Annotated in this window: 25 protein-coding genes; 4 read left to right on the top strand and 21 right to left on the bottom strand. The window is 70.1% G+C overall.

Annotated elements, in window-relative coordinates; genetic code table 11:
• Positions 1 to 517 precede the first annotated feature (517 nt).
• The 19 genes from OG455_RS27520 to OG455_RS27430 form a co-directional block, all read right to left on the bottom strand.
• Positions 518 to 1,120 (bottom strand): 3'-5' exonuclease, encoded by a 603-nt coding sequence (locus tag OG455_RS27520; RefSeq protein WP_266298170.1) that lies wholly within the window; start codon positions 1,118 to 1,120, stop codon positions 518 to 520.
• 81 nt (positions 1,121 to 1,201) lie between these two features.
• Positions 1,202 to 2,566: a LuxR C-terminal-related transcriptional regulator gene (locus OG455_RS27515; protein WP_266298168.1), complete on the bottom strand. Its 1,365-nt coding sequence runs from the start codon at positions 2,564 to 2,566 to the stop codon at positions 1,202 to 1,204.
• Between the two features lie 125 nt (positions 2,567 to 2,691).
• Complete coding sequence (locus OG455_RS27510; RefSeq protein WP_266298166.1) at positions 2,692 to 4,650, bottom strand: ABC transporter ATP-binding protein; 1,959 nt, start codon at positions 4,648 to 4,650, stop codon at positions 2,692 to 2,694.
• A gap of 319 nt (positions 4,651 to 4,969) precedes the next feature.
• On the bottom strand, positions 4,970 to 7,105 hold the full coding sequence (locus tag OG455_RS27505) for an NB-ARC domain-containing protein (RefSeq protein ID WP_266298164.1): 2,136 nt from the start codon (positions 7,103 to 7,105) through the stop codon (positions 4,970 to 4,972).
• 280 nt (positions 7,106 to 7,385) lie between these two features.
• Positions 7,386 to 7,874 (bottom strand): NUDIX domain-containing protein, encoded by a 489-nt coding sequence (locus OG455_RS27500; protein ID WP_266298162.1) that lies wholly within the window; start codon positions 7,872 to 7,874, stop codon positions 7,386 to 7,388.
• Positions 7,875 to 8,136: 262 nt separating this feature from the next.
• Positions 8,137 to 8,595 (bottom strand): NUDIX domain-containing protein, encoded by a 459-nt coding sequence (locus OG455_RS27495; protein WP_266298160.1) that lies wholly within the window; start codon positions 8,593 to 8,595, stop codon positions 8,137 to 8,139.
• 7 nt (positions 8,596 to 8,602) lie between these two features.
• The gene (locus OG455_RS27490; RefSeq protein ID WP_266298158.1) at positions 8,603 to 9,253 is read right to left on the bottom strand and encodes a dTMP kinase; all 651 of its coding nucleotides are present in this window, start codon (positions 9,251 to 9,253) and stop codon (positions 8,603 to 8,605) included.
• Positions 9,250 to 10,752, bottom strand: a complete 1,503-nt coding sequence (locus OG455_RS27485; protein WP_266298156.1) for a radical SAM protein — start codon at positions 10,750 to 10,752, stop codon at positions 9,250 to 9,252. Before OG455_RS27485 ends, OG455_RS27490 begins: the two co-directional genes overlap by 4 nt.
• On the bottom strand, positions 10,706 to 11,557 hold the full coding sequence (locus OG455_RS27480) for a hypothetical protein (protein WP_266298154.1): 852 nt from the start codon (positions 11,555 to 11,557) through the stop codon (positions 10,706 to 10,708). Before OG455_RS27480 ends, OG455_RS27485 begins: the two co-directional genes overlap by 47 nt.
• A gap of 594 nt (positions 11,558 to 12,151) precedes the next feature.
• Positions 12,152 to 12,754 (bottom strand): HAD family hydrolase, encoded by a 603-nt coding sequence (locus OG455_RS27475; RefSeq protein WP_266298152.1) that lies wholly within the window; start codon positions 12,752 to 12,754, stop codon positions 12,152 to 12,154.
• 222 nt (positions 12,755 to 12,976) lie between these two features.
• Complete coding sequence (locus OG455_RS27470; RefSeq protein ID WP_266298150.1) at positions 12,977 to 14,569, bottom strand: glycosyltransferase; 1,593 nt, start codon at positions 14,567 to 14,569, stop codon at positions 12,977 to 12,979.
• Positions 14,557 to 15,738: a hypothetical protein gene (locus tag OG455_RS27465; protein WP_266298148.1), complete on the bottom strand. Its 1,182-nt coding sequence runs from the start codon at positions 15,736 to 15,738 to the stop codon at positions 14,557 to 14,559. Before OG455_RS27465 ends, OG455_RS27470 begins: the two co-directional genes overlap by 13 nt.
• Positions 15,739 to 15,814: 76 nt before the next feature.
• On the bottom strand, positions 15,815 to 16,711 hold the full coding sequence (locus OG455_RS27460) for a UTP--glucose-1-phosphate uridylyltransferase (RefSeq protein WP_266298146.1): 897 nt from the start codon (positions 16,709 to 16,711) through the stop codon (positions 15,815 to 15,817).
• 75 nt (positions 16,712 to 16,786) lie between these two features.
• Positions 16,787 to 17,299, bottom strand: coding sequence for a hypothetical protein (locus OG455_RS27455; RefSeq protein WP_266298144.1), 513 nt, complete (start codon positions 17,297 to 17,299; stop codon positions 16,787 to 16,789).
• Positions 17,296 to 17,832 (bottom strand): dCTP deaminase, encoded by a 537-nt coding sequence (locus OG455_RS27450; protein ID WP_266298142.1) that lies wholly within the window; start codon positions 17,830 to 17,832, stop codon positions 17,296 to 17,298. Before OG455_RS27450 ends, OG455_RS27455 begins: the two co-directional genes overlap by 4 nt.
• 15 nt (positions 17,833 to 17,847) lie before the next feature.
• Positions 17,848 to 18,372 carry a deoxycytidine deaminase gene (locus OG455_RS27445; RefSeq protein WP_266298140.1) on the bottom strand — a complete coding sequence of 175 codons (525 nt, stop codon included), beginning with the start codon at positions 18,370 to 18,372 and terminating at the stop codon, positions 17,848 to 17,850.
• Positions 18,369 to 18,929 (bottom strand): hypothetical protein, encoded by a 561-nt coding sequence (locus tag OG455_RS27440; protein ID WP_266298138.1) that lies wholly within the window; start codon positions 18,927 to 18,929, stop codon positions 18,369 to 18,371. The genes OG455_RS27445 and OG455_RS27440 overlap by 4 nt, the downstream gene beginning before the upstream one ends.
• A 1,210-nt stretch (positions 18,930 to 20,139) precedes the next feature.
• Positions 20,140 to 20,340 carry a hypothetical protein gene (locus OG455_RS27435; RefSeq protein WP_266298136.1) on the bottom strand — a complete coding sequence of 67 codons (201 nt, stop codon included), beginning with the start codon at positions 20,338 to 20,340 and terminating at the stop codon, positions 20,140 to 20,142.
• A 128-nt stretch (positions 20,341 to 20,468) separates the two neighbouring features.
• The gene (locus OG455_RS27430) at positions 20,469 to 21,134 is read right to left on the bottom strand and encodes an ATP-binding protein (protein ID WP_266298134.1); all 666 of its coding nucleotides are present in this window, start codon (positions 21,132 to 21,134) and stop codon (positions 20,469 to 20,471) included.
• Between the two features lie 393 nt (positions 21,135 to 21,527).
• On the opposite strand from OG455_RS27430, the gene OG455_RS27425 reads away from it, so the two are divergent.
• The 3 genes from OG455_RS27425 to OG455_RS27415 all read left to right on the top strand — a co-directional run bounded on the left by OG455_RS27425 (position 21,528) and on the right by OG455_RS27415 (position 22,967).
• Positions 21,528 to 22,352 (top strand): helix-turn-helix transcriptional regulator, encoded by an 825-nt coding sequence (locus OG455_RS27425; protein ID WP_266298132.1) that lies wholly within the window; start codon positions 21,528 to 21,530, stop codon positions 22,350 to 22,352.
• Complete coding sequence (locus tag OG455_RS27420) at positions 22,349 to 22,570, top strand: DUF397 domain-containing protein (protein WP_266298130.1); 222 nt, start codon at positions 22,349 to 22,351, stop codon at positions 22,568 to 22,570. Before OG455_RS27425 ends, OG455_RS27420 begins: the two co-directional genes overlap by 4 nt.
• A 175-nt stretch (positions 22,571 to 22,745) precedes the next feature.
• Positions 22,746 to 22,967: a DUF397 domain-containing protein gene (locus OG455_RS27415; RefSeq protein ID WP_266298128.1), complete on the top strand. Its 222-nt coding sequence runs from the start codon at positions 22,746 to 22,748 to the stop codon at positions 22,965 to 22,967.
• 188 nt (positions 22,968 to 23,155) lie between these two features.
• Here OG455_RS27415 and OG455_RS27410 read toward each other — a convergent pair whose 3' ends face one another.
• Together OG455_RS27410 and OG455_RS27405 are read right to left on the bottom strand one after the other, a co-directional pair.
• Entirely contained in the window at positions 23,156 to 23,386 is a 231-nt protein-coding gene (locus tag OG455_RS27410; protein WP_266298126.1) for a DUF397 domain-containing protein, read from the bottom strand.
• A 24-nt stretch (positions 23,387 to 23,410) separates the two neighbouring features.
• The gene (locus OG455_RS27405; protein ID WP_266298124.1) at positions 23,411 to 23,869 is read right to left on the bottom strand and encodes a hypothetical protein; all 459 of its coding nucleotides are present in this window, start codon (positions 23,867 to 23,869) and stop codon (positions 23,411 to 23,413) included.
• A gap of 158 nt (positions 23,870 to 24,027) precedes the next feature.
• Between OG455_RS27405 and OG455_RS27400 the strand changes: the two genes are divergently transcribed.
• Positions 24,028 to 25,119: a DNA-binding transcriptional regulator gene (locus OG455_RS27400; RefSeq protein ID WP_266300974.1), complete on the top strand. Its 1,092-nt coding sequence runs from the start codon at positions 24,028 to 24,030 to the stop codon at positions 25,117 to 25,119.
• Positions 25,120 to 25,123 lie beyond the last annotated feature (4 nt).

Raw genomic sequence — 25,123 nt, 5'->3', positions numbered from 1 at the left:
TCCCCTGTCCCCACGCCACCCAGCCTCGGCGGGACGACCCGCCCGGCCTGGAAGGCGGTCTGCGTGCTCATCGCCGGCCAATGGCGGGTCGGACTCCTCGACGGTTGGGTGCGGCACCCAGGCGAACCCGCACACTGGCAGGCTGCCGTCGCCTGGGGCCCCGACCCGGGCACGGACCGGGCGGTGCTGCCGTACGACCCGTCAAGGATCGTGGAGCTGCAACCCCCCTCAGGCCGACCACCGGCAGACGCCGTCGCCATCGCGGCACCGGCGGCCGACTCGGTCCGCACGATGCCCGCGCCATGGCTACCCGTTTGGGTCGGCGACGGCGGAAAGTGGCACCTGGCGCGCCTCCTGGCCTGGCACCAGCCCGCCGACGGCACCGAGTGGACCGTCACCGTCCGGGCATCCCTGAACGACAGCGCCCCGCTGCGACACCTGCGGTACGACTCCGCCGTCATCAACCGGTCCGCAACCAGCCCCCGCGCCAGACACCCGATCCCCAGTAGCAGCCCGGTCACCACAGACTCTGCTGCTCGACCGCCGAGCCCAAGCGCAGACTGGGCGGCACTGCCACCTCCACCAGTGCATCCCAGGTATCCAGCGGCTGGGCGAGGGCGAGAAGGAGCAGCGCGGTGGTGTGGGCGTCGAACGCGGCGCGGTGCCGGGCCCCGGCCACGCCGGCCAGCGACACAGGCAGGGCGGCGATCAGCGCGTCGAGGGTATGGCGGGGCAGGTCGGGTCGGCGAGCTCGGGCCAGGCGCAGCGTGCAGATCACCCCGGTGGGCTCCCAGCCGGGCAGCAGCCGAGCCAGGAGCCGGTAGTCGACGGTGGCGTTGTGGGCGGCGATCCACGCACCGTCCAGGTCGGCGCGCACCACGGGGGCGATCGTCTCCCAGATGGGCGCGATGGCGAGGTCCTGGTTGGTAAGGCCGTGCACGCTCGTTGCGAGCGGGGTGACTGGGGTCGGCGGGCGCACCAGGGTCTGACGGATCGCGCCGGGGCGCACCGCTCCGGCGGTGATGGGGACCGCGGCGAGCTCGATCAGGTCGGGCGGGCTGGCGCCGTTGCCTTCGGTGTCGACCACCAACAGCTTGGGCGGCCACGTGCGGAAGTCCATGGGCTGCTCCTCGAAAGTGTGTCTGGGGGTTCGGGCACCCGCGCCCCTGTGCGCGGGTGCCCGAACCCTCGGAAGGGCTGGCTACTCGGCGGCGATGCGTCGTGTTCCGGTACGGGGCCTTCCGGAGCGGTCCGGCGCTGACACATTCACCACGGCGCGGGAGGCTGTGCCCCACTCGATGCCCGGGACCTCCAGCAGACCCAGGAGCGCGATGACGGCAGCAGCATGCGTCCCGTTACGGGTTCCGAGCCTCTTCTTTATGATCGCGACCAGCGCGACCACGGCGTTGACGTTGATGCCCAGCCGGGCAGCGATCTCCGTGCGGGTAAGACCGCAAGCGGTCAGCTGGACGACCGCCCGCATGGTCGGTGTCAGCGGCGGCCCGGGCGGCGAGTACCCGACTGGCACGACATCGGAGCGTCGAACGATCCCCCAGGCGAGACCGGCTAGGACGGATTTTGCCTGCCCCTGGACGCCGAGGAGCGAGGCGATTCTCAGCTGCCGCGACTTGATGGTCGTCATGGCGAAGCCCAGCTGCTCGGCGATCAACGGGGCCGAGTAGCCCGATGCCATCAGGCGCAGCGTGTCGCGAAATCGCGTGTCCAGGCGTGGCCTTGGGTGCCGGTTCAGTGCGGTTGCCAGGTGGTTGGAGGCCCAGACTGCGGCCTCCCGTGTTGTGCTGGCGTGCGGTAGCTGGGGGACGGTCACCGCTGCGGTTGCTCCTGTCGATGTTGGAGGGTGGCCCGGAGGGCTCGGCGGGACAGCGCCCGCGACCAGGCCGTGTGGCGCTAATTCGGACGGTTCACCAGCGAGGCCAGTTATCAAGGGCTGGCCGCTCTCTGCACCCGCTCCCGGCTGGCCTGCGCTGCTTACCGGCAGTTGGACGTAGATGCCCGGGACGGCGATGAGGCCCAACAACGCAGCAACCGCGACCGCGTGCGTGTTGCTGGCAACCCCGAGTTTCGTGCGGACGGTCCTTAGGTGGTCATGGACGGTGTGCCGACTCAGGCCGATCCGTCGCGCGACGTCCTCCTTCGACAGGTCGCACGCGGTGAGCAGCAGGACGATCGCTTGGGTTGGGCTGAGCGAAGGCTTGGGGACCGTGTGGCCGCTGGGTAGCACGTCGGTCGGCCGAATCAGGCCGAGGCGTAGGGATTGGAGGACGGTCAGGGTTCGGCCGCGCACCCCCAGGAGCTGGAAGATCACCTTCATCCGCGACTTGATGGTGTCCTCGGCTTGAAACTGCTCCGCAGCGATGTCACGGTTCGCCCGGCCGGCGGCTACTCCTCTGAGGACGGTCAGCAGCTCCGGGCGCAGGACTGGCGGATGTTCGAGCCTCCCGAGTACCGCGGCCAGGAACAACGTTGCCCATTCGATCGCTTCGGTGATCGGGTCGTCGGCGGGGGCGACGGCCGGTTCCGAGCCGTGCGGCACGGTGTCAAGCACGGGTGTTGCTCCTCGTAGGCGGATGCGGGACTGGCGCACAGGGACCAGCCGGTGGTGGGGTGTCGTAGGGGCCCGGCGCTGGCCGTCGAGAAGTCGGCGGCCAGCGCCCGGCCGGAGGAGGGCCGTTACTCGGTGGCGGTGCGCTGGCCGGGGATGGCCCGGTCGCGTTGGAGGTCGAGGAGTTCGCGGAACAGGCCGTCCTTCTGATCGGCGAGTTCCTGCCAGGTGCCGGTCTGGATGACGCGGCCCTGGTCCATGACGATCACCCGGTCGGCGACGGCGGCGTTGGCGATGTTGTGGGTGACCAGCAGGGTGATGCGTTCGGGGGCGAATGCGCGCAGGGCGTGCAGGATCTTGTGCTCGGCGCGCGGGTCGAGGTCGGAGGTCGGCTCGTCCAGGATCAGCAAGCCGGGGTTGAGGGTGGTGCGGTACAGGGCGCGGGCGACCGCAGCGCGCTGCCAGCCCCCGCCGGACAGTTCGGCACCGCCCATCCAGCCCTGCGCGAGCAGGGTCCGCCAGCTCGACCGGAGTCGGTCCACGATCTCGTCGAATCCGGTCTGCGCGGCGGCGCGCTGGACCTCGCCCATCAGGTCGTCGGTGAGGTGGCCGAGGTGGATGTTCTCAGCGGCGTTCAGCGGCCAGCGGGCGAACTCCTGCGGGACGCGGGCGACCCTGCTCCACATGCCGTCGGCGGACAACTGCTCGACAGGGACACCGTCCCAGGTGATCTGCCCGGTCTGCGGCAGGTACAGGCCCGCGAGGAGCTTGAGGAGGGTGGACTTGCCGCTGCCGTTCTGCCCGATGACGGCGACGACCTCACCGCGGCGCAGCGTCATGTCGACGTCCTGGAGAGCGGGGTCCTGCTGCTCGCCCGGGTAGGTGTGGGTCAAGCCCTTGACTTCGACCAGCTCGGGGGCGGGCGGTGTGAGGTGGCCGCGTTGGATGCGGTGGCCGCCGGCTTCGTCCAGGAAGCGGAAGTAGTCGTCGAGATAGAGGCCCATGCGGTAGAGGCGGGCACCGTTGCCGACCATGCCCTGCACGCCGCTGGAGGCGGTGCGCAACGCGAAGGTGGCGCCGCCGGCTGCCGCGAGGCTGATCTGGCCGGTGGCGACGAGGTACAGCAGGACACCCCAGACCAGCGAGCTGCCCGCGCCGGTGCCGACGGCCGCCCACAGGGAGACCTTGGCGGCCTTGCGGGTGGCCTGTTCGGTGGCTGCGGTGATCCGGGCCTCGGCCTGCCGGTACTTGGCCATCATGAACGGGGTGACCTGATCGGAGCGGACCTGATCGGCGCGGCCCTTCTCGATCAGGTACCAGCGGTACATCCGCAGCGCCTGGCGTTCCTCGTTGGTGGTGACCGCAGCCAGGTAGTGGATCCGGGCGGTGCGCACGGCAGCGACGCCGGTCGGCACAGCGCCGAGGAGCAGGAATGGCAGGAGCAGCGGATTGAGGGTTGCGAGGACCCCGGCTGCGGCGACCAGCGATACCGTGGAGGCGATCACGTCCTGCGCGTTCGACAGCAGGTCCGGCGTGGTGGCCGCGCCCCGGTCGGCTTCCTCCCACTGCTCGTTGTAGGCGGGTTCGTCGTACGCTTTCAGCTCGGCCTCGCACCCGGCGGCGATCAGCGCAAGGTCGGCTTCCCGGTTGATCTTCGGCGATACCTTCGTCGACATGCTGGTCACGGTGATCGCCAGCACGGCGCGAAGCGCGGTTGCGGCGGTGACGATGGCCAGCGACGGAGCGGCGTGCCGAAGGTGGTCGCCGACAGGACCGGGTGCGAGCAGCGCGCGGAGCGTGCCGGTGGTGGCGTACAGGGCGAATGCCCCGGCCACACCGGACAGCAGCTGGCAGACCAGGAGCAGTGCAGTCGCCCTCTGGTCGGCGTGCCAGGCCAGGGACATGGCACGGCGGACGAGTTGGGGCAGCCGGCGAAGCATCGCCGTGGTGGACATCGAATCCTCGGCCTTGGCCCGGGGGTTACCGGGGAAGCGGGCCCGGAACTCCTCCTTGTGCTCCTCGGCGGGCTTGGTGTCGGCGGTGACCTCGGGGGCCGGTTTGGCCTCGGCGGGCTGCTGCGCGGTCACGCGGTGATCGGACACATTGCTCCCTGGGGTCGGCTGCTGATTGCGGGCAATCGGTGCTGCGAGTGGGCAGCCCGAATCGCCCGGCGAAGGGCGCGGGGATGGCCTTCCGCCAGCAGGCGCGGTGGCATGTTCGGGTCGCAGGGGTGCCGGTCGGCACTCTGCAGATGCGGGTGGTGGCTGGTGCGGTCCCCGATCCTGGCAGCGGCCCGGCGGCCCTCTCGGCGTGTCCTGGCGGGTCTCACTCGATCCGGGCCAATCCGTGTCCACGTCGGCGAGTTGGTGGCGGTGGATCAGCTGAGTAGTCCGCAGACCAGTCCGATCACCCGGCACCCAGCGCCGACAGCCGGTCGACAAGCCGGGCAGTGTCGCGGCTGCTCGCCAGCGCGTCGAATCGGCAGCGGCTGTCCTCGTACAGCTCGCGGGCACGGTCTGGTAGACCCTCGCGCTCGGCTGCCTGGCCATGTAGCTCGACCACCCGCGCCTGCCAGTGGCGGGAGACCTCGCCGAACTCCGCGCCGGCCTGGGAGAGAAGTTCCTGGGCACGTTCGAACTCCCCATGGCGCGAGTGCGCATCCGCGAGCCAGGCCAGAGCCCGGGCGGCATCCAGTTGGTCTCCCACCTCCACCAGCCTCTGGCGCGCTTGGGTCAGCAGCTGGAACGCGACCTCGAACCGGCCAAGGAAGCTGGCGATCGAGCCGAGCAAGATCTGTGCCAGTGCGGCGCTGCGCCAGCGTCCAAGCGCCTCGAACCGCTCCTTCGCAGCCAACAGGTGCGGCGCCGCCTCGTCGTAGCGTTCACCTGCGTGCAGGCTGGACCCGATGCCGAGCAGGTACTGTGCTTGCCCGCGCTCGTCGCCGTCCTCCTCGGCCAGCTTGAGCGCGAACGTCAGGAGCGCCACGGCCTCGTCGTAACGGCCTGCGGCGCGAAGTCCGCCAGCACCGGCGCTGGCCATCTCGGCCTGTGCCAGCCGGTTGCCGTCGCGCTGGGCCGCGGCAAGCCCCAGCTCGTGTGTGGTGATCTGCAGGGCCGTTGGCCGTAGCCGGTGCCAGGCCGGGTACATCGCGTGCACCAACTGCCAGACGCTGGAGTCCCAGCCGGCTGCGGCTGCGGCGGCCAGAACCGAGGTGAACGATGGGAGTTGGGTCTCCAGCCAGGACAGTGCCTCGGCGTGGTTGTCGAAGCGCATGGGCATGGCAGGCGGGTAGCGGTAGGTGCGGTCCAGGCGGAGGTGGTGGGGGGTGAGCATCCGCTCGGCGGTGGTTGTCGCGGCGAGCAGCCAGTCGATGTAGGAGCGAAGTACTGCCTCAGTCGCTGCGGTGCCGTCCTCATCGGTGGCCATCTGGCGGGCGTGGTCACGGACTTCGTCGCGCATCCGGAACAGGGGACCTCGAACGGGCGCCTGGCCGGCGTCGTCCAGTAGGCCACGCTCGCTCAGCGCGGCCAGGTGCGCGGCGGCCTGCGTGGCGGTGAGCCCGGCAGCCGCGGCGGCCATGGCCCCGTCGAAGTCGGGTACCGGCAGTGCGGACAGCTGGCGGTAGAAGCAGGCACTGGCGGAGGGCAGAGCCTCATAGGTGTGGTCGAGAGCCGGTGTCACGGGGCGCTCCGATCTGCTGTGCAGTGACGAGGGGTTGGCCAAGGGCGGTCGGGCGAGCGAGCGGGCAACTTCGATTACCCGGCGCCCAGGGTTCAGCGCGAGGTCCGCGCCGATTAGCGCGAGTGGCAGTGGCAGGTAGCCGCAGGCAGCGGCCAGCTCGGCGGCGGCCTGCGGCTCCCGCGCGATGCGGTCTGCTCCCGCGCACCGGGCCAGGAACTGAATCGCAGCGGCGGCGGACAACGGGAGGACGTGGTGGTGGACCGCTCCGTGAGCGATGAGCTGGGCGAGCGGTCGGCGGCTGGTCAGCATGACGAGGCAGCCCGGACCGCCGGGCACCAGCGGGAGGACCTGCTCGGCCCCAGCGGCGTCCTCCAGCAGTACCAGCAGCTGCAGGTCGGCGCTCGCCGAGCGCCACAGTCCGATCAGCTCGTGCTCGTCCCACGTCAAGTGGCTGTCCAGGCCGATGCCGAGTGCGCGCAGCATCGACCGGAGCACCTCGGCGGTGGTCGCTGGCCCGGTCGAAGCGGAACCGCGCAGGTCCACGACGATCTGGCCGTCCGGGTAGTCGTCCGCGACGACGTGGCCCCAGCGGGCGGCCAGTCCAGACTTGCCGACGCCGCTCGGGCCGGTGATCACGACGATCGGGACCGCGTAGTCGGGACAGTCCAGCCGTATGGCGTGAAGCCGCTCGATGTCCGCGGTGCGGTTCGTCCACGCTGCCGTGACGGGCGCCAGCTGGCGGGCCTTGAGCAGGCGGGTGGCCGGAGCGGCTGGGTGGAAGTGGATGCCGCCGTTGACGTTCCCGGCCATGACTGCTGCGTCGACCCGGGCGTGGCCGCTGATCCCGTTGTCTGTTCGCACGTCCGGCATCAGGCACCTGCCCGCGTGTTCCCTATGACGATCGCCGGTCGGGCCCCGTCGTGGCGCGCGCCACGACGCCGGGCGGCGGGGTGCTCGTCGTGCATGGTCAGGTGACCTCTCTGGATGGTGCGCGGCGGGTGTTGGGCTCCGCGAGCGGTCGGTGAGGAGCCCGAGAGGGTGGGTCGTGCGCTGGCCCGGTGACCTGCTCCGGGCGTGGAGGAGCTGCTGTCGAGGGTCCGGTCGGCGCTGGCGGCTGTGCGGTGAGCAGGCTGGTGCCGGGTCAGCGGATGAGGTAGGAGGTGCGGCCGGTGCGGCGCGCCTCGGCGCATGCCAGGACGGTGGGCAGCTCGGGATCGTTGTCCGCGTCCTTTCGATGCTCGATCGGCTGCAGACGGAACTCGCTGTGCTCTTCCGGGTCGATCCGGATTCCGGCGATCTGCTGGGTGGTCAGTTCGCCTCCGTCGAAGACCATTCCGATCTTGAACGGCCAGGTTGTGGTGGGCCTCACATAGATGAGGGCCAGCAGCGGGCCGGCCTGCGGCGGCAGGTCGAGCCCGGTCTCCTCCACCGCCTCTCGCCAGGCGCAGTGACCGGGACCGGCTTCGAGGTCCGCGTGCTCGAAGTTCCCTCCCGGGATCTGCCACTCCTGGGGCCGGTGGACGGAGCGGAGTAGCAGGGGGTGGCCGTGTTCGTCGGTCAGGTAGAGCGCGGCGTATGCCTTTCCGGACGGGATCGTGGGCAGGTACTCCTCCGGCGGAACCCAGGACATCGTGGTCTCCAATCTGGTGGCGTCGTCGTAGAGCGTGCGGCGATCAAGGGGCTCGGGTGGCAGGGGCAGCCTTCGGAATTCAAGGACCTGGCCAGCCTGCGCCGGAGCACTCTTCGACTCGGACGGCTCGCGCAGCCTGGGCGCTGCCGGTTGAGGCGACAACGGTCAACGGGCAAGCGCCGGTTGCGACCCGATCGGGCCGCAACCGGGCGCACTGCGGCGCTGGTGGCTGCTCAGGGAACGCAGCGGCCCCGAGTCGGGGTCAGGCCGCCGGCCAGTTGTGGAAGGTCAGACCTCCCCGGTCGGTGAGGGCGCCGTGCAGCCCTGCCGCCGGGTAGGGGATCAGCTCCTCCGGCAGGTCGTGGTCGGCGAACCATCGCAGGTCCAGGCACTTGGCGGGCTCGCGGTTCACCGGTTCACCGCGCCACGTGGTGGCCTCGTAGAAGAACCCGAGGCGGTGCGCGGTGTCGGCGCTCTGGTAGTGCACCACGGTGTGCACCAGCGTGAGATCAGCCGGATCGACGGTCAGGCCGGTCTCTTCCAGCAGCTCGCGGGCAGCGCCTTCGACGGGGGTCTCGCCGGGGTCGAGCTTGCCGCTCGGGGCGTGCCACTGGCCGTAGCCGTAGGGGCCGCCTCGCTGCGAGAGCAGGAGCTTGCCGTCCTCGGTGCGCACGAGCACGTGCATGTCGACGACGGGGGGCAGGGTATGGGTGTTGCTCATGGAATCTCTAACTCTCCAGGGCCGCGCTGGTGTTGCTGGCGGCCGGGTGGGTGGTGTTGGCAGATCGCAGGATCTTCTGGGCGATCTGCTCTGGGGTGAGGCCGGTGGTGTCGATGGTGTGGATCGGGTAGCCGAGGCGGGTGAGGATGGGCACGGCCTGCTGGTAGAGGTCGAGTTCGCGGGCGGTGCTTGCGGCGTCAAGCTCGAAGCGGTGACGGGTACCTCGGCTGGCTAGGCGGCGCTGCACCGTGTCCGGGTCGGCGAGGAGGATGACCGCGAGGTCCGGAATGTCCACGCCGTGGTTGATGGTGAGCAGGAAGTCGGTGGCGACTCCGTCGGCGCGCTGGAGGACCAGCGTGGAGGGCAGGTAGCGGTCGCACAGCACGGTGTGGCCGACGTGGCGGTGGGGGCGGATCTCGGTGTCGCGCTGGTGGAGCCGGTCGGCGGCGACGGCCAGGGCCAGGGCGTTGCCAGTCATCTCGTTGGCTACGGTGCGGACCGCGAGACCGAACGCGCTGCTGGAGGGGCCGGTCGCGATGTGCACCGTGTGCCCTGCTACTTCGAGGGCGGTGCGGGTGGCGGCGATGGTGGTGGACTTGCCCAGGCCGCTGGGGCCGTCCACGGTGATCAGCAGACCCGGCGGGCGGATGCTGGTCATGCGGTCACCTCCTGGGCGTGGGTGCGGTCGTACTGTTCCCTCGACAGTTCGGCCAGCCAGGTGTTCAGCTGGCTCAGGGGGACGTCGCCGAACTGCTGGCCGGTGGTGAAATTGAACTCGTCGCGTCCGCGCAGTTCCTCGATGGCGCCGTGTTCGGTCAGGTCGACGTCGCTGTAGGTCTGCATCTGGACGGGGTCGTAGCCCTGCTTGACCAGCTCTGCCCAGATGGGGCTGCCGGGGTAGGGGCGGAAGGTGAACACGCTGGCCCGGAAGGTCCCCTCCGAGCGGTCCGCGAGCGCCCAGAGGTCGTGGATGTGGCGGATCGTCATCAGGGCGTCTTCGCGGCTCTCCCCCGGGTAGCCCAGGATGAAGTAGCCCTTCACGCCGATACCGCGCTCCAGTAGCCGGCGGGTCACGTCGTGCGTCATCGCTGGGGTGATCCGCTTGTCCATCGCGTGCAGGATGCGCTCCGACCCGGACTCGATGCCGAGAGCGACCTCGCGCAGTCCCACGTTCCGCATGGTGTCCAGCATCGTGTCGGGCTCGCGGTCGAGGACGTTGATCCGGCCGGTGGCGTCCCAGACGTAGCGGTCGCCGATTCGCTCGGCGGTGAACGCCGCCATGGTCGGGTGGATGACGCGGCGGGCGCCGAGGAACAGGTCGTCCACGGCCCTGAACGCGGTGACGCCGAAGTCGGCGTTCAGCTGATCCATCTCGGCGATGATGTGGTGCGGGTCGCGGGTGCGGATCACGATCTCGGTGTTCATGCTGGCGGCCGCCCCGCAGAAGCCGCATTCGTAGGGGCAGCCCCGGGAGCCGACTAAGTTCGCCTCCCAGCGGCCGTCGGATGCCTGGTAGGGGTCCTGGGGTAGGAATCGGCGGTCGACGGTGAGCGTGTTGATGTCCGGCGAGGTCCAGTGGTCCCGGTCGCCGCTGCGGCAGATCCCTGCCGCGGTGGTGCCGAGCAGCCGGTCGCGCCACATCACCGCCGGTAGGTCGGCGCGCCGACGCACGTCGGCCAGCAGCGCGGCCACCCTGGTCTCCCCCTCACCCACCACCAGGGCGGCAAGGTTCCGGAACCGCTCGTCGCCCAGGACCTGCTGGGGGACGGCCTTGGCGTGGTGGCCACCCACCATGACCAGGATCTGCGGGTCGAGGGCGTCGGCGATCTGCGCGGAGATCGCGTAGGTCGGCGCCAGCAGGTTGAAGGCGGCCCACCGCGGCCTGAGCGAGTTGACGATCTGGGCGGTGCGCTGGATTCCGAGGCCGTGCGCTTCGGCATCCAGCAGGCCGACGTTGAAGCCCTGCTGGGCGGCGTAGGTCGCGATGTAGGCCATGCCGAGCACGGGCAGGGTGTAGTCGTTGACGCGGGGCCGGTGGTCGTAGTCGCGCAGCGGGGCGTTGACGAACAGGCAGTCGATGACGCGGTTCGGGTCGGCTCCGGCGACCAGGTCACGGTCGGTGGGTGGGACATCCTCCGGGCTGATCGGTATGGGCATGGGCCCCCCAGGTGAGTGTGGAAAGGGTCAGGGTGTGGAGCTGGCGGCCGTCGTCGGCGATGTCGTGCCAGTGGGCGCCGAAAGCGGCCTCGGTCTTCTTGTTGGTGTCGGCGGTGGGCCAGGGGTACTCGGGGGCGATCCGTGCGGCCCAGGTACGGACGGCGAGATCGGCGTGCGGGTAATGGGTGAAGTCGCCGCTGAAGTCGGCTGCGGCAGCCGCGGCGGTCCACGGTCCGATCCGGGGGACGCCGACGAGGGCGGCGGCCAACTCGGCTGGGGCAAGCTGCTGCCAGGTGTCTGCGTGCTCCAGGTACGCGCGCGCGGCGCCCTGGAGGGCGGTGCGGTGGAACTTCGCTCCGACAGCAGTGAACTGCTCGTCGGCCAGCTCCAGGACCGCGCCGGGTGCCGGCGCGACCGCGAGCGGGCCGTGGACGGTGTCTACGCGGGTGCCGTGCGTGGCGCACCAGGCACGGTAGACCTTGCGGGCCTGTCCAGCGCGGACGACCTGGCGCAGGACCGCGGTGGTGATCGCGTCCCACAGCGACGGGTTGGGGATGCGAAGGCCGGGCCCGACTTGGCACAGTCCGGCACGGAGGGCTGCGGGTGCGGTTCCGCCGAGGGTGTGCGGGTCGGTGGTGATGGTGCGGGGTTTGGTGTCCTCCGCTCCGTCGGTGCAGGTCATGGTGAGGCCGTCCGTCGACCAGCTGGCTACCCACAGGCCGGGGCCGCTGCGCAGGGCGCGGACGGTCGTGCCGGTGGGGGTGGTCTGCCAGGCTGGGTGATCGGTCGTCAGGACGGTTGTCATGGTGACTCCTTGGTGCGTCCGGTGCATCTGGTGCGGTTCAGCATGCCGCGCCGGGCTCATTGATCACCAACGCCACCTCCTGGCGTGGATGTGGTGGCAGGACCGTGGAGTTCGGCGAGCGGACCGTCCTGTTCAAGTGCCGGTCGGGCGGGCCTCGTACAAGGGGCGCAGGTGTGGGTGGGCGTTGACGGCGTGGGTTACGAATCTGGCGTCGAGAGCGGCGGCCGCCGTGGTGTCCTTGCGAGCGTGCCGCAGTTCCGTGGCCAGCTGCTTGCACATCGGGCAGTGCCATGATCCGCCGAGAGCGGTGAATGCGCGGGCCCACGACTGATGGGCTGTCGACGCGCCTTTCCGGGGGCTGGCGCGTCCGGTGGGTCGGCCGGAGCGGGCACGTGTGCGAGTTCTCGCCTCGGTCAGGCTCGGGCGGCAGTCGCGTGTGTGGAGGTCCAACAGGGCCGCGATGATGTTGACGCCGTCGCTCGGTCGGCCGCGGGCTGCTCTATCGGTTCGGGCACTGCGCCCGGGACGTAGGGTCATGTCGCCGTTCCTGTCACGGTCGGGTTCTCGTGGAGCTGTCGTCCGCTGAGGCGGTTGCTAGATCTGCACGCCGAGACGGCGTAGCCGCTGTGCGACGGCTGCGGGGGTGGTGAAGACATCAGCTGGGATGCCGGCGGCGCGGGCACCGGTGACGAAGCCCGGCTGGTCGTCGAAGTAGTAGAGCTGTGCCGGGTCGACGCCCATGCGCTCAGCGGCGGCGCGAAACGCCAGCGGGCTGGGCTTGGTGACGTGCAGGTCGGCCGACGCGAAGGCGTGGTCGGCGCGGATGCCGTGGTGGTCAAGGTCTCGGCGCATCGCGTCCGTGAAGTTGGACAGGATGCCGCAGGGCACGCTGGTGCGGATCTGCTGAAGGAGGGAGATCATCGCGGTGTCGCGTCGGCCCCGGTCGGCTCGCCAGGGTGGGACGGCGGCACGTGCCCTCTCTCCGAAGTCGGCGACCAGGCGGCGGGTCACTCCCTCGGCCCATTCCTCATCGCTCATCAGACCGACCTTCGCTTCCTCGTAGCTCGGGTGGTCGTAGGCGTAGTGCGCCAGAGTTCCGGGTTCGAGCCGGGCGGCTCTCTCCCCTTCGGCGGCACCCTTGTTGTCGAAGTGCTGGAACACTCCGTGCAGGTCGAACAGGACCGCTTGGAGTCGCATCGTCTTGTCTCCGTTTCGGGCGCGGGGTGACCAGGGGTGATCGTTGGCTGGGACCGGTGAGCGGTGCGGCGGGATCGGGCGGGGCGGGGTCGTGGGAGTCGGAAGGATGGTGGGCGGGTTCTGGATCCGACTGCGGCGCTGGCGGGGTCCAGGTGTCGTCCAGGGGGCCCAGCGGGGCGCCCTGGTGGTGGGCGGGTCGCCTTCGCGGGCTGTTCGCGGTGCTCACCTGAACGCGCTGGCTTGGAAGATCGCCTTCTCGTAGACCTCGGTGTACCGGTCTGCGACCCGCGCCCAGCTGTAGACGTCTCTGGCGTGCCGAGCGGCTGTGGCTGCGCGCCGTCGCCGTTCGTGGTCGTCGGAGAGCGCCGCGACGAGAGCTTGGGCGAGTGCGTCGGGGCTGTCGGGCTTCACGAGCCAGCCGTTGGCGGTCGGGCCGGCGGGGGTGATGATCTGGGCGGGGCCGCCCGTGGCGGTGGCCACGGGCGGTGTGCCGCATGCCATCGCCTCGACGTAGACCATGCCGAACGGCTCGTTCACGGCGGGGGCGGCCATGATGTCGGCGGTCTGGAGCCCGGTGGGCAGGTCGTTGTGTCCGCGCCATCCGATGAAGAACACGCTGTCGCTGATGCCGAGTTCGGCGGCGACGGCGGCCGGGTGTCGGCCCTCGAACTCGCCCGGGTAGCCGCCCCACATCAGCAGTACCGGTGCGACGGGCAGTTGTTCGCTGGCCTTGGCGAAGCCCTCCAGCATCACGGGCACCCGCTTGAAGTCCAGGAACCTGCCGGACCACAGGATCAGGGGGCGCAGGCGGCCAGTGTCCGGGTCGGTCAGGCGGGCGAGGTCGGCTTCGGTGTAGCGGATGCTGCCCGGTTGGCCGCTCTCGTCCCAGCCCTGCGGGTCGGTGACCAGCCAGCGTCGGAGGTTGCCGATGCGCTGCTCGTCGCTGGGTTGGGCGGGGTGGAAGCGGCTGGTGTCAGCGCCGTTGGTGATGACGGGCACCTCGCGGCCTGCCAGGGACGGCAGCAGTTGGCGGGCAAGGTCGCGGTCGTGCTCGGAGACCGCGACGATCTGCCCGGCCTTCGCGGCGGCGTAGCGCAGTGCCTGGTGCCAGTACATGGAGTTGCGCCACTGGGGCCAGTTGGTGGTGGTGAGCAGCTGGTGCTCGGTCTCGCTCAGCCCGTGCCGGGCGGCGAGGCGGTCGATGGCCTGGAGGCGGTGCGGGCGCTTGAGGGGGAAGTAGTCGGCGAGGTCGGCGAGGGAGGTGTCGAGGCGCTGTGCCAGTGCGAGGCGTTCCAGCATGCCGGCGAGCTGCTTGAGTTCGGTTCCGTGCAGTGTGGTGACGACGGGCACGTGCGGGTAGGCCCGTGCGGCTGCGTCTTGCAGGTAGGAGAGGTGGTGGAGGTGGAGGACGTCGACCGTTTCGGGGGTGCGGTGCTCGGTCAGGTGGTTGTGCCAGGCGGCGGAGAGGCGGGCGGCGCCGATGGTGGAAGTGGCGGCGAACATGGGGTCGGGGCAGCCGACGTCGGGTTGCGACCGGTCCTCGTAGGAGGGGTGGAAGGGGTGGTCGCGGAGTTCCTGCGCGTTGGCGCCGTTCGTCCACTGCTCGTGGGCGGGGTTGTAGTCGTAGGGGTGGAGGTCGAGGTCCTGGTAGAAGCTCGGGGCATGGCCGGGGTGGCCGGCGGGGCCGAGGGATCCGGCGTGGAGGCGGGTGCTGGAGCCGCGCTGGTTGAACTCCTTCAGGAGGTAGCGGATGACCTGGGCGCTCCCGCCGCGGGGGTAGAAGATGCAGGCGCTGTCGATGGTCAGCGGTCGCACGCGGGTGCCTCCTGTCGGGTCGTGATGATGAGGGGCCGGCCGCCGGCCGCTTTGCCGGACCACATGCCGTCGGTGGGATCGCGGTCGGCGCGGACCGTGATGCCCAACGCCTGTGCCAGGTAGTGCTGTTCGCGCATCGCGGCCGGGCCGTGGAGGGTGAGGGTGCGGTCGTGCGGGTCGAAGGTGTGTGGTGTGTCGCTGCGGCCGATGCGGATCAGTTCGGACAGGACCCGCCGCTCGGTGACCGGCTTGCGCGTCGCGATGCCGGTGGTGCAGCGGCCGCGCTGCCCGACGGGGCAGCGGTTCACCTCCGTGCAGGTCTGGCCGCCGTAGATGTTGGCGCGGTCGCTGCGGCCAAGGACGTAGGCGAGCGCGCAGGAGTTGGTCTCGTAGATCGGGTAACGGGCGTACCTGTCGGGGAGGTTGTCGAGGAAGTGCCGCATGGTGTCGGGCCAGATCGACTCGGCGGCGTGGAGGTCGAGGTGCGGTGCGGCGAGTGCCGGCCACAGTTCGACTGCCTGCTGCGTCGCGTTCGGGCCTACCTTGAGGCCGACCGCGACGGAGCACTCTGCGTACCGGGAGGCCCAGTCCACGATCCGCTCGGCGACCTCGGGGGTGGAGTTGGAGGGCAGGGCGGGGCGCCAGTAGTGCACCACGGGGATCTGGGCGCCGTGCAGCCGCGGGAAGTTGTCGCGCAAGTCCCGGTGCTGGACGCCGCGTTCGATGTCTTGGCCAAGGCCGGAGTAGGAGAGGTAGACGATGACGGGCAGGCCGGCGGCGCGCACCTGGCCGATCACCTCGATCACCTCGTTCGGGACCTTGAACTTGGTGATGATGCAGACCGGGTTGCGTACTCCGGCGCCGACCAGGGCGCGGAGCAGGCCGATGAGATGGGTGCGGTTCAGTGGCGTGGCGAGGGCGTCGGTGCAGGTGTAGAGGGCGTACACGGTTTGCGGCCGGTAGTGGGGGTGGGCGAGGAGCCTGCGGACGGTCTCTTCGGGGTCGGCCAGCACCTCGGGCTTCACGCCGGTCTGACCGATGGGGATGAGGTAGCAGTACCTGCATCTGGCCACGCAGCCCTGCACGGGGTTGATGACGCCCCAGGTGTCGTGGGTGTCGATCACGGGCTCGAAGATCCGTGGGCGAGTGGCGGTTCCGGCGGTGGACATCGGTCTCCTCCAGCTGTGCGTTCGCCCAGGACCCGGGCCGCGGTACAGGACGGCCCGGGGCGAAAGGCGCGGTGGTCTACTCGGTGGTCGTCGCGGGGAAGTGCTTGCGCAGCGCGGGGCCGTACTCCGGATGCGCGAGGCCGAACGCCATCTGCGCGGTGATGTAGGCGAGCGGGTTGCCCGTGTCGTACCAGGTCCCGTCGATGACCTGCCCGTAGACGGCCCGGTCGCGGGCGTAGCGGTTGATGGCGTCGGTCAGGTAGATCTCGCCGTGCGGGTTCTCCTCCCAGCGCCGAGTGGCCTCGCGCAGCTCGTCCACGATGCCGGGGGTGATGACGTAGCCGCCGATCGCGGCGTAGCTGGAGGGCGCTTCACTGGGCTGCGGCTTCTCCACGAGCCCGGTGATGCGCAAGGAGCCCTCGCCCAGGTCTTCCTTGACGACGGGGACGCCGTAGCGGTGGGAGTCGGCGGGGTCCATCGGCATGAGGGCGAGGACCGGCGAGTTGGTCTTCTCGTAAGCGGTGATGAGCTGTTGAGCCCGCGGGATGTCGGAGACGAAGACGTCATCGGGCCAGATGACAAGGGCCGCCTCGTCGTTGTGATGCCGGTAGGCGTTGAGGACCGGGGTTCCGTTGCCGTACGGACCGTGCTGGTCCTGGTAGGTGATGTGGCCCCGGCGGGACAGCTCCCCGATCTCCTCGACCGCGTCCGCGTACTCCGCCTTGCCGTCGGCGCGCAGTTGGGCGACAAGGGCCGGGTTGGGACGGAAATGCTCCTGGATCATGGCCTTGCCGGCGCTGACGACGATGGTGATGTCGGTGATCCCGGACTCGATGACCTCCCGCACGGTGTGCTCGATCACGGGCCTGTCCCCCACGATCAGCATCTCCTTCGGCACCGCCTTGGTGGCGGGAAGGAGCCGGGAGCCGAGGCCTGCGGCGGGGATGATGGCGCGTCGGATGGTGCTGGGCATTGGTGTGCTCTCTCTCGTTGTCGCGTCGCCGGTTGCCGGGCCCGGGGTGGCCCGGCAACCGAGGTGTCCCGGTGGCTAGCGTTCGACCACCGGACGTTGCGGGGTGGGTAGTTGCTGCGGTTCGGCGGCCCACTTCGTCCCCGTGTACTTGTCCGGCAGCAGCTCGGCCAGCGGCAGCAGCAGGCCCTGCCCTTCGCGCGGGACGACGACGCGGATGTTCGGTGCGTAGTCCAGGACAAGTTCGCGGCACCCGCCGCACGGGGAGACGATGCGGGCGGGGCCGCCCTCGCTGGGCTTGGGGTAGCGGACCGCGGCGATGCCAAGGAGCGGCTGGTCGGTGCAGAGGCGGGCGGCGGCGAGCGCCGCCCGCTCCGCGCACATCGAGTAGCAGCCGACCATCGCCTCCAGGTGCACGCCGACGTACATCCTGTTGTCGGCGGCGATGATCGCCGCCGCGATCTGGTGGCGGCCCTCGACGTAGCGCCTGCGGATCGTCTCGTAGGCCGTGGTGACCAGGCGGGCGGCGTCCGGGTCCGGGCAGGAGATGGCCGGGTCCATCTGGTAGACGGCAGCGGGGAGAGTGTTCACGCCGCTGCTCCGAACTCGACGCGGTCAGCGTGGATCTGGGAGGCCATGGGCCCAACAGATCCCTGGTACTTGCCCCGGTAGAGCATGGGCTCGCCCTGTACCGCACGGAAGGAGACCTGCGCGAGGATGTCGCCGGCGTAGACGCGCAGCGGCTGGACGACGCGCAGTTGGAGGGTCAGCTGCCCCCGGGAGCCCTGGTCGATCAGGTCGGCCGTGACGTGGGCGTATCCGCCCAGACGGGCGAACCCGGAGCGGGCGTGCAGGGTGGGGACGTAGAACGGGCTGCCGATCACCTCGACCGTGTGGCCGAGCGTGATGCGGCCCGGTTGGAGCTCGAAGCCCTCCTTCGGGATGGCTACCGTCTCGAATGCGTTCGGCCGGCGCGTGTCCAGCACCTCGCCGGTGTAGCGCAGGAGCGTCGCGCCAAGCGTGACGTTGTAGCTGTTCGGGTTCAGCTGCGCCCGGTCGAACGGGCTGATGGTCAGACGCCCGGCGGCGTGCTGGGCTTCGATCTCGGGGCCGGTGAGGATCACGGCAGGAGACTCCGATCAGGCTAAGGCGGTGAGGAGTTCACGGGGCGGGGCGGTGGGCTCGTCGATCCGCCCGAAGTGGCCGCCGTACAGGGCGACGGATCCGGTCGTCGCGGTGAAGGTCATCTGGCCCATCAGGTCGCCGGGGTAGATCCGGGTGCGTTCCACCACCTCGATCTCCAACGTCCACTGGTGGCACGCGCCGAGGTTGCCCATGTCGGCCGAGTACTGCAGGAATACACCGATGCGGCCCAAGCTGCTGCGGCCGATGAGCGCGGGCACGAAGCATGTACTGCCGATCCGCTCGACTGTCGTGCCGAGGTAGATCCGGCCAGGCTCCAGGACGACGCCCGACGCCGGGATCGTGAACTCGTCGAGCGGATGGTCTGCGTGCACGTCGATCGCGTGGGTGCGGTGGACTCGCAGCCTCGGCGCGATCCGGTAGTTGTAGCTGTTCGGGTTGAGCTGCGCACGCGCGAAGGGGCTGATCGTGATCCGCCCGGCCTCCACTTCCCGCTCGATCTGCGGCCCGGTGAGGATCATCCGGTCACCGCCGAGGCAACCTCGGCCGCGCGGGCCCGGAGCATCTCCAAGGAGCCGGTGTTCTCCACCCGGAAGTGCGGGGTGATGGCGATCTCCCGTTCACTCTCGTGAGTCTCGTCGCCGGCGGACAGGTCCCCGCGGCCCGCCTTGCGCAGGGCGCGCAGGTCGTCCGGCGCCCAGACCTGCACGAAGCGGAAACCGAGCCCGGCGAGAGCGTCCACGTCAGGGGCCCGCAGGTCGTCGCAGAGGACGACCACCCCCGGCTCGTCCATCTCCCGCCGGGCGACAGCGCGGGCGAAGGAGTCCGTCAGGCAGGAGGGGTTGATCCGCCGCAGGTGCGAGGCGAGCGTGTTGAGGAGGGCACCGTCCTGCTGGCCTGCAGCCGGAGCGGGGTGCCCGGCCGCAAGGTAGACGTGCCCTTGGAGCTCGTACAGGGGCGCGCCGATCTTCAGGACCGCGGCGGGCTGCCCCGCGTCCTCGAACTCTCGGGCGAGCGCGGCGGTGAAGGTCGACTTTCCTGCGCCTGGCCTTCCGTAGCAGGCGATGCGAGGCTGCATCTCTCGTTCCTCCTGGGCGTTCTTGGGTCATCCGGCCGAGCGGCCAGCGGTTGCTGTCCCGGGTATCGGCTCCCGTGTCCCGTCCACGCGGGAGCCGATACCGGGCCTCCTCTCCCTCCACGAGCCCACCCTTCGCGGGAGAGAGCGGAGGCCCCCAGGGCCGCTGGGCTCGCGCCGGACCGGCACGGCCTTGCGGCCGACACCGCACGCGGACTGCCCAGCCGAACGTCATCCGGGCACGGTGCGGGGGTTGGTGAGGCGGGATCCGCGCACGGCGGTGGCCACCGCCGTGCGCGTCCCCTGCCCGCCCCGGGCCTGACGATCTGCGGTCAGCCACGGGGCGCTCCGGCCCACCCGGGGGAGATGAAGTGGGCCGGGGCAGTGCCCGCCCTGGCACGCTCGGGGCGGCCTTGGCGGAAGTTCAGATGATGGGAGCGGACGGGTGCCGGAGCCGTATTCGGGCTCGGCATAGCGCGGTGTCGAGGTGGCGGGGCTCGGTGAGAATCTGGCTGCCGTTCGGGGGGATCAACCATTCTCTGGACCCGATCCGGCCTCCGCCCGGGGCGGGCATGGGCACGGCCCGCGCGGCTGCGCCGGGCGACGGACGGCGGATCAGCTCGGTTCCTTCCACCGACCAACCGTGGTCGGCGGACATGGTCACCAGGAACTCGAGCGCCCGATGTGCGTGGTTAAGGAGGACTGGGCCGATGGGTACCCCGGCCTGCTGCATGTCCTGCACCGCGGACCGTCCAAGGCGGAGGTCGAGGACACGGACGAGGTCGAACCGTGTTCCGATCCGAATCGGGGCGAGCTGTCTCATCTCCCAGCGTTCGAACACCTCGTCCGCGCCGCGATTCGCGTCGGCGAGCCACCGCGAGCCGAGAGCGAGAGAGCTGATGTGCCGGCCAGCTGGGTGCCATGGAGCGGTCCGGGTGGCCATCTGCTTGTCCTTCCTTGGGTGGGTTGGATGCTGGGCCCCTGCCGTTCTCCGACGCTGAGTGTCGGCAGGGGCCCGGCGTGGCGGCGGCCCGGGTTGCTGCCCCGTCCTGGGCCGGTGCCGTGGGGTCGAACGTCGTTGGTCGACCCCTGGTTGGTGGCTGCCGGTCTTCTCCGCTCCGCTCCAGGTGCGGGAGACGGCAGCCACAGCCCCGCCCTTGCAGGCGGGGTGCGGTAGCTGGCGGCCGACGGTGAACGGTCGGCCGACCAGAAGTCAGGAGGTGTCAGGCGGCTGCCGGGAGCGGCGTGCGATCAGCCGAGCGCGTCTGGCAAGCGGCGGCCGGGCTTTGGTCGTGTTCACGGCTGCTTGAACTTCTGCGGTGAAGATCTTGAGGGAGTCCCGGATCGGCGCGAGGCCAGCGGCGACCCGCTGATCGACCAAGGAGAGCACGAAGGCCTTGACCTCCGGGCTCACCTGCCCGAGTTCCCTGAGGTCGGTGCTGGTGGGGAACCCTCGGTTCGCGGATGCCCTGACGGTCGGCCGGGCCGGGCGGGGAGGGCGATGCGTAGGGCGGGCGCGAATCGCAGTCGCGCGCCGGAGGCTCACGCCGCGGCCCCCCTGCCGCTGTCGAGCGGGGCCGAGCCCCGGACTCCGCGCACCATGGTCCCGATCCGGATCACAGGCCGGACGTGGCGCACGCGGCTGGCGGCAGTCAGTATCGCGATCCGACGGGCGACCCGGGTCCGACGGTCCAGCTCTTCCTGAACGTCCGGCTGCACTTCCGCTGCGTGCTGCTGTGCGGCGGTGTCCTGGCCGGTGATCGAAAGCGGTTGAACGTCGAGCTCGAACCACACGCTCCAGCCGACGATCTCCCCTTCGCCGTTCTGGCGCGGTCCCCAGCCGACGCGGTCGGCGTAGCCCGTCATGACCACGAGCCCGCGCCCGCTGGTCGCCTGGAGGTCGTCAGCGTGACCCTCCATGGCCGGTGTCCGCAGGCCGCCGTCCGTCACCGTGACACGGAGCCAGCTCTCGCCTCGGTGCATGTCGGCCTCAATCAGCAACTGCGTGCTGTCGTCGACCAGCGTGCCGTGGTAGCCGTACTCGATCCCGTTGGCGATGGCCTCCGAGGCACAGAGGCGCAGCGCGTACTTCTGGTCTGCGGTCAGACTGATGCCGGCCAGATTGGCGATCTGGTACAGGAGCCTGTCCCGGGCTACACCAACGGACGCTGTTCTCAAAGGAGTTGTGAACTGTAAGACGCGGTGCATGGCAGATCCTCCGGGCCGTGCAGATGGTTCGGCTGGGGGGTGGAATCCGGCGACGGCCCGGAGGCCGCCGAGACCGCCAGCAGCAGGCTCCCCACCTAGGGCCGGGGGCGCACACGCGGCGGCATCACACGCTAAGCAGTGGAACAAGATACGAACAGCGCGACACTGACTGGCGACGTGTGTCACCGTTGGCGTGCTATCCGTGACGGACAGCATGGTGCCTGACTCACTGTCAGCGCAACCCAGGTCGAAGAAATATGAAAACTTTCTGTTTTCGGAGACAGGTGGTGCCTCTAGGCTCGGATGGTGGTGGCGGGAAGCCACCGGAGCCATGCACACTGGTTCCCAGACAGCTCTGGAGGGGTTACGTAGATGGCAGTCACAGTGCCTCAGGTGAGGTACCGACGTATCGCCGCCGAGCTTCGGAGACTCCGCGAGCTCAAGGGCCTGTCAGCAGAGGAAGTCGTGGCCCAGGTGCCCGGCATCAACCTGGTCAAGCTCTCCAGGTATGAGAACGCCCGCGTCCAGCTGAAGGCGGACGTCGTGCGCACCCTCCTCGACTTCTACGAGTGCGAGCCGGAGCTGAAGGAAGTCCTCGTCGACATCCTTCAGGACAAGCGCCGACCCGGCTGGGTCGCCAGCTTCGAGCAGCTGAACCCGCTGTACACCGATCTGATCCGCCTCGAAGAGATTGCGGTCAGCAGCAAGGCCTACGAGGCGTCGTACATCCCCGGACTCCTGCAGACCCGCCAGTACGCGCACACCATCATCTCCAGCGCCATGGTCAAGCCGCCAAGCTTGGAGGCGCAGGTCGATGTGCGGATCAACCGACAGGCTGTCCTCACCCGCAAGGAAGCGCCGCTGAAGCTGTGGGCGGTCATCCACGAGTCTGCCCTGAGCATGGCGGCCGACCCGGGAGTGATGACCGACCAACTCGACAAGCTGGTCCAGTTCAGCAGTCTTCCGAATGTCAAAATCCAGGTCATGCCGGCGTTGGCGCCGCCGCATCCTGGGATGACTGGGGCCTTCGCCCTCCTGGAGTTCCGGCAACGGGATCTCGACCTGGTCCTGCAGAGCGGCATGCTCACCAGCAACTGGGTGGAGGACCCGGATCATGTGGACATCTACCGAGCGGCCTTCGACGAGATCATGGCGACTGCGCTCGATCTCGATCAGTCGCTCGCCCTTATCAAAGAGAAGAGAGACCAGCTCAAGTGATCTTCCACCCCGTAGCCTCCGCCCTCCCTGTCCAGTGGACGAAGGCGACCGCCAGCAACCCGAACGACAACTGCGTGGAGTGCGGCGTCCTGAACAACGCCGTCGTTGTCCGGGACAGCAAGAACCCCGACGGCCCCGCCCACGTCTACCGGGCCCCGGCGTTCGCAGCGTTCGTGAAGTCGGTCGCCGTCGGCAGCTTGGTGCGAGCTGACATCTGACCAACTCGGCTTGGCCACACGGCCCGACACCTCCGTGGCGTGTCGGGCCGTCGCCATGCGCTCGACGCATTGTTGCGGTCGGCAGGACGGCGATACCGTGGTCCCGCCGTGTGATCGCCTCAGTCCTGACCCCGCGGCAGTCCAGCCTCATCCCAATGCAGAGAGGCCCCGACACGTGAGCTTCCACCCCGTCGCTTCCACGCTGCCCGTGCGGTGGACGAAGGCGACCGCCAGCAACCCGAATGAGAACTGTGTGGAGTGCGGCGCCCTGAACAACGCCGTCGTTGTCCGGGACGGCAAGAACCCCGACGGCCCCGCCCACGTCTACACGGCTCCGACGTTCGCAGCGTTCGTGAAGTCGGTCGCCGTCGGCGGTCTGGTGCGCGCGACAGTCTGAGTACGACGATCTGGAGGTACGGCCCGACACGTCCGTGGTGTGTCGGGCCGTACCTGTGCCCGGCCACCGAGGCTCGGCCTCGGTAGGCACACCGTGCCGTAGCGAGCCGACTGATCGTACGAAGCCCAGGCGCGTCGTCGCTACAGGGCATCGCTGGCAGGATGCAGCTCCTGGGCTTCGCCTCCGTCTCAGCCGAGGGAGTCGAACTCGCCAGCTGCGCTCCCGTCTTGGAAGGCCTCCCACTCGCCCTGGTCGAAGATCAGGGGCGGAGCGGTCGGGTCGGAGCCGTGGCGCATCACGATGTACTCGCCGACAAAGGCGATCTGCGGGCCCTCGGGGGCGTCCGGCGCGGCCAGCCACTTCGCCCCGCTGAGGTCGAGGTCGTGAGGCTTCGGGGTCCGGCTGGGCGAGGTGGTCAAGGGTGCTCTCCTGGTCGGCGGCGCTCATGGGTAGCCTCGCGGTAGTGCAGGCTCTCGCCAGTATCGCGCCGTGCCGGGCTCGCTGTCCCCAGCCCGCGGGGCGACCGGGGCTCGCCGGCGTCGGCCTCGGGGCCTTCGGTCGAGCCCGGTAGTGACGGTCCTGACGAGGTGCGAGGCTCCCGGGCCGCGCACGACCAGCAGCTGCAGCCCCGCTGCGGTGAGCTGCTGGCGGCGGGCGGCGAGCTGGCTGACGGCGCCCAGGTGCGTCAGGGACGGCAGGACGATCCCGTATAGGCCGGGGTAGTCCAATATCTCCTGCAGGTCGCCACTGGTGACGACCTGCGTGAGGTCGAGCTCCCGCCGTGCGCAGAAATCGGAAAGGGCCGCGGTGAGGGCCGCGCGCCGGGCGGGTGTCTCGGTGGGCAGCCGCAGGAGGCCGACGACGGTCGGCGGTTGAACGGGCCGTTGCTCGGTGAGCTCCACTCTCGCTCCTCTTCCAGCTGGGCCGTTCGGCTCGGCTGTCTCCAGCGTGCCGCTGGCAGGAGGTCAACTGGAAGACCGTGCTGTGGCAGTTGCGTGGCAGTTCTGACGCACCGACAGGTCTTGGGGTGCTTCGATGGTCGCCGAGCCAGGAGGTGGTCATGGCGCCGGTGAGTGAGTGGACCGGGGTGGAGGCGCGGGCGCTGCGGCAGGCCAGCCGTCGCAGCGTGCGCGCCTTCGCCAGTGAGCTGGGTGTGGCGGTGCGCACGGTGACGAACTGGGAGCGTTTGGGCGCCCAGACGCGCCCTCGCCCGGACACGCAGGCGATCTTGGACACCGCGCTCAGCCGGCTCGATCCGGCTGCGGTGCTGCGGTTCGAGGCGATCTTGTCGCAGCTGGGCCGGGCACCGGCAGTCGCCGTGCGGGGCGGTCCCCGACTGTGGGAGTACGAGACGTGGACCGAGGACATCGAGAGGGCCGTCGCTGCGGCGTCCCGGCAGGACTTCGTGTTCGCGTCCGCCCTCCTGGAGCGGTGGCGGACCCGGTGGCCGGCCGGCGACCTCGACGATCAGGGCTTGTACCTGTTCGCGCGGACGACGGCGCTGGCCGGGGACCTCCAGCGGGATCGCGGGGTGCTGCTGGGCCCCTGGTCGGCGACGCGGTCCTACGCCGATGCGCGGTCGGTGTTCACCCAGCTCGGTATCCCGCGCCGGGTAGCACAGCTGGACCTGTCGCTGGCGGTCGTCGCCGAGATGTCCGGGGACCTGGGGGTTGCCGCCGCCCGCTACGAGGAGCTGTCGCAAGACGGGCGTCTGAGCGACCGTGACCGGCTTCGGGCGCGGCTGTGGGTCGGGACCGCGCTGGACAAGCAGGGCCGGCACAGCGCGGCGATGCCACTGATGGCCGCCGCGATCCGCGGCTTCGAGGAGCTGGGCGAGCCGGAGGACTGGGGTACCGCGCACCAGAAGCTGGCCCTGGCGCACCGCGGCGCCGGGAGACTGGGTGAGGCGACGCGACTGATCGAGGTGGCGCAGTCGGCGGGTGGCAGCTCTTCGCCGATGCACAAGGTGCGGCTGGCCACCGCGCACGGGCACATCCTGCTGTCCGACCGGGCCAGCGCCGACGAAGGGCTCAGCGTGCTCGACAGAGCGGCGGCCACGGCCGCCACGTACGGTATGACACACCAGCTCCGCAGCATCGAAGGTATCCGCAAGGACTTCGAACGGGGAGGTGGGACAGCCAAGTTCAGGTAATCGG

It is taken from the genome of Kitasatospora sp. NBC_01287 (assembly GCF_026340565.1).
In the GTDB taxonomy this organism is placed as follows: domain Bacteria; phylum Actinomycetota; class Actinomycetes; order Streptomycetales; family Streptomycetaceae; genus Kitasatospora.
The sequence above is the reverse complement of the archived record's forward strand: the minus strand, read 5'-3'. Positions and strand labels throughout refer to the sequence as shown.

Bases quoted from the DNA above. Each gene is read 5' to 3' on its own strand.
- OG455_RS27475 (WP_266298152.1), bottom strand. From the start codon at position 12,754: ATGCGACTCCAAGCGGTCCTGTTCGACCTGCACGGAGTGTTCCAGCAC.
- OG455_RS27445 (WP_266298140.1), bottom strand. From the start codon at position 18,372: ATGATCCTCACCGGGCCGCAGATCGAGCGGGAAGTGGAGGCCGGGCGG.
- OG455_RS27465 (WP_266298148.1), bottom strand. From the start codon at position 15,738: ATGTCCACCGCCGGAACCGCCACTCGCCCACGGATCTTCGAGCCCGTG.
- OG455_RS27480 (WP_266298154.1), bottom strand. From the start codon at position 11,557: ATGACAACCGTCCTGACGACCGATCACCCAGCCTGGCAGACCACCCCC.
- OG455_RS27460 (WP_266298146.1), bottom strand. From the start codon at position 16,711: ATGCCCAGCACCATCCGACGCGCCATCATCCCCGCCGCAGGCCTCGGC.
- OG455_RS27490 (WP_266298158.1), bottom strand. From the start codon at position 9,253: ATGACCAGCATCCGCCCGCCGGGTCTGCTGATCACCGTGGACGGCCCC.
- OG455_RS27500 (WP_266298162.1), bottom strand. From the start codon at position 7,874: ATGTCCTGGGTTCCGCCGGAGGAGTACCTGCCCACGATCCCGTCCGGA.
- OG455_RS27495 (WP_266298160.1), bottom strand. From the start codon at position 8,595: ATGAGCAACACCCATACCCTGCCCCCCGTCGTCGACATGCACGTGCTC.
- OG455_RS27485 (WP_266298156.1), bottom strand. From the start codon at position 10,752: ATGCCCATACCGATCAGCCCGGAGGATGTCCCACCCACCGACCGTGAC.
- OG455_RS27520 (WP_266298170.1), bottom strand. From the start codon at position 1,120: ATGGACTTCCGCACGTGGCCGCCCAAGCTGTTGGTGGTCGACACCGAA.
- OG455_RS27430 (WP_266298134.1), bottom strand. From the start codon at position 21,134: ATGCACCGCGTCTTACAGTTCACAACTCCTTTGAGAACAGCGTCCGTT.
- OG455_RS27440 (WP_266298138.1), bottom strand. From the start codon at position 18,929: ATGCAGCCTCGCATCGCCTGCTACGGAAGGCCAGGCGCAGGAAAGTCG.
- OG455_RS27400 (WP_266300974.1), top strand. From the start codon at position 24,028: ATGGCGCCGGTGAGTGAGTGGACCGGGGTGGAGGCGCGGGCGCTGCGG.